The organism is Pacificibacter marinus (assembly GCF_018860665.1).
GTDB lineage: Bacteria > Pseudomonadota > Alphaproteobacteria > Rhodobacterales > Rhodobacteraceae > Celeribacter > Celeribacter marinus_A.
Genome location: NZ_JAHKPK010000015.1, coordinates 1 through 2500, shown reverse-complemented (window position 1 = coordinate 2500; position 2500 = coordinate 1). Strand labels below are relative to the sequence as shown.

Annotated in this window: 1 protein-coding gene, 1 tRNA gene and 2 rRNA genes (1 of these 4 cut by a window edge); 3 read left to right on the top strand and 1 reads right to left on the bottom strand. The window is 51.6% G+C overall.

Translation table 11 applies throughout. The features are described from left to right. The 3 genes from KO497_RS03430 to KO497_RS03420 form a co-directional block, all read left to right on the top strand. Positions 1–1779, top strand: a 23S ribosomal RNA gene (locus KO497_RS03430); it begins 1056 nt to the left of the window's first position. 137 nt (positions 1780–1916) lie between these two features. Beyond that, positions 1917–2031, top strand: a 5S ribosomal RNA gene (rrf, locus tag KO497_RS03425). Between the two features lie 82 nt (positions 2032–2113). Then, positions 2114–2190, top strand: a tRNA-Met gene (locus tag KO497_RS03420). Positions 2191–2301: 111 nt separating this feature from the next. Here the strand turns inward: KO497_RS03420 and KO497_RS03415 are convergent. Continuing rightward, the coding region (locus KO497_RS03415; RefSeq protein WP_215942567.1) for a hypothetical protein at positions 2302–2500 on the bottom strand (199 nt) is incomplete at its 5' end.

The following is a 2500-nucleotide window of genomic DNA, read 5'->3' as shown; positions in this document are numbered from 1 at the left end:
TGGGACGACCAAAACAACCAGGAGGTTGGCTTAGAAGCAGCCATCCTTTAAAGATAGCGTAACAGCTCACTGGTCTAGATAAGTTGTCCTGCGGCGAAGATGTAACGGGGCTCAAGCCATGAGCCGAAGCTGAGGATGTATATTTGTATACGTGGTAGCAGAGCGTAGTGTGACATAGTTCCATGTGTCTTTAACCTTCTTCGGAAGGTCTTAGACACAAGGAGCTTTCTGTGAAGCCGGCGCGTGAGCGATCCGGTGGAGAGATCACTAGTGAGAATGATGACATGAGTAGCGACAAAGGGAGTGAGAGACTCCCTCGCCGAAAATCCAAGGGTTCCTGCTTAAAGCTAATCTGAGCAGGGTAAGCCGACCCCTAAGGCGAGGCCGAAAGGCGTAGTCGATGGGAACCAGGTTAATATTCCTGGGCCAGATGGAAGTGACGGATCTCGAGGGTAGTTCATCCTTATCGGATTGAATGGGCTGCTTAGAGGTTCCTGGAAATAGCTCCATCGTTAGATCGTACCCTAAACCGACACAGGTGGATAGGTAGAGAATACCAAGGCGCTTGAGAGAACTATGTTGAAGGAACTCGGCAAAATACCTCCGTAAGTTCGCGAGAAGGAGGCCCGGTTCTAAGGCAACTTGGAGCTGGGGGCACAAACCAGGGGGTGGCGACTGTTTACTAAAAACACAGGGCTCTGCGAAGTCGTAAGACGACGTATAGGGTCTGACGCCTGCCCGGTGCCTGAAGGTTAAAAGGAGGAGTGCAAGCTCCGAATTGAAGCCCAGGTAAACGGCGGCCGTAACTATAACGGTCCTAAGGTAGCGAAATTCCTTGTCGGGTAAGTTCCGACCTGCACGAATGGCGTAACGACTTCCCCGCTGTCTCCAACATAGACTCAGCGAAATTGAATTGCCTGTCAAGATGCAGGCTTCCCGCGGTTAGACGGAAAGACCCCGTGCACCTTTACTACAGCTTCACACTGGCATTAGACCGAACATGTGCAGGATAGGTGGTGGGCTTTGAAACCAAGACGCTAGTTTTGGTGGAGCCTCCCTTGAGATACCACCCTTGTTCTGTTTGATGTCTAACCGCGGTCCGTTATCCGGATCCGGGACCCTGTGTGGCGGGTAGTTTGACTGGGGCGGTCGCCTCCTAAAGAGTAACGGAGGCGCGCGAAGGTTGGCTCAGACCGGTCGGAAATCGGTCGTTGAGTGCAATGGCAGAAGCCAGCCTGACTGCGAGACTGACAAGTCGAGCAGAGACGAAAGTCGGTCATAGTGATCCGGTGGTCCCGAGTGGAAGGGCCATCGCTCAACGGATAAAAGGTACGCCGGGGATAACAGGCTGATACTGCCCAAGAGTCCATATCGACGGCAGTGTTTGGCACCTCGATGTCGGCTCATCTCATCCTGGGGCTGGAGCAGGTCCCAAGGGTACGGCTGTTCGCCGTTTAAAGAGGTACGTGAGCTGGGTTTAGAACGTCGTGAGACAGTTCGGTCCCTATCTGCCGTGGGTGTAGGATACTTGAGAGGAGTTGCCCCTAGTACGAGAGGACCGGGGTGAACGATCCACTGGTGGACCAGTTGTTATGCCAATAGCAGTGCTGGGTAGCTATGATCGGACAGGATAACCGCTGAAGGCATCTAAGCGGGAAGCCCCCCTCAAAACAAGGTATCCCTGAGGGCCGAGGTAGACCACCTCGTCGATAGGCCAGAGATGTAAGTGCAGTAATGCATTCAGTTGACTGGTACTAATTGCCCGATAGGCTTGATTTGATCCAGTAATAGCAAAACTGATAAAGTTTGAAAAATACTGAGACAAACAAAAGCATACATACCAACACAAACAGTATTGTACTGACTTGGACACTCTGCGGTGAAAACCGCAGCGTGATATAGAGGTTTTTATTCGGTTTGGTGGTCACAGCGCTAGTGAAACACCCGATCCCATCCCGAACTCGGCCGTTAAGCACGGTTGCGCCGATGGTACTGCGTCTTAAGACGTGGGAGAGTAGGTCACCGCCAAACCTAATAAAAACCTCTATGTTAACTTATCAAAGTGAACTTAATCTCTCTAAACGATAAACCAATTCTCCGGATAATACCCTGTCGCGGGATGGAGCAGCCCGGTAGCTCGTCAGGCTCATAACCTGAAGGTCGTAGGTTCAAATCCTACTCCCGCAACCAAATCACCATATAAACATCTTGATTACTGAACATTGCCAAGGCAATGCCCCGTGCATGAAAACCATGCACTCGGGGTCGTAGGTTCAAATCCTACTCCCGCAACCAATATCTCTACTTACTCCGACCGACTACTGAACACTGCAAAAAATCTTGCAGTGCTTCCGCATGTAAACATGCGTCCGGGTCGTAGGGGCAAATCACCACGAACGCAACCATCGTAATCGACCCCAAACCCGCACGCGTTGCGGGTTTTGTCGTTCTTGCGTCCTCCAATGCCAGAATGCCCGCCAATTCTCCTTCGAGTTCAATG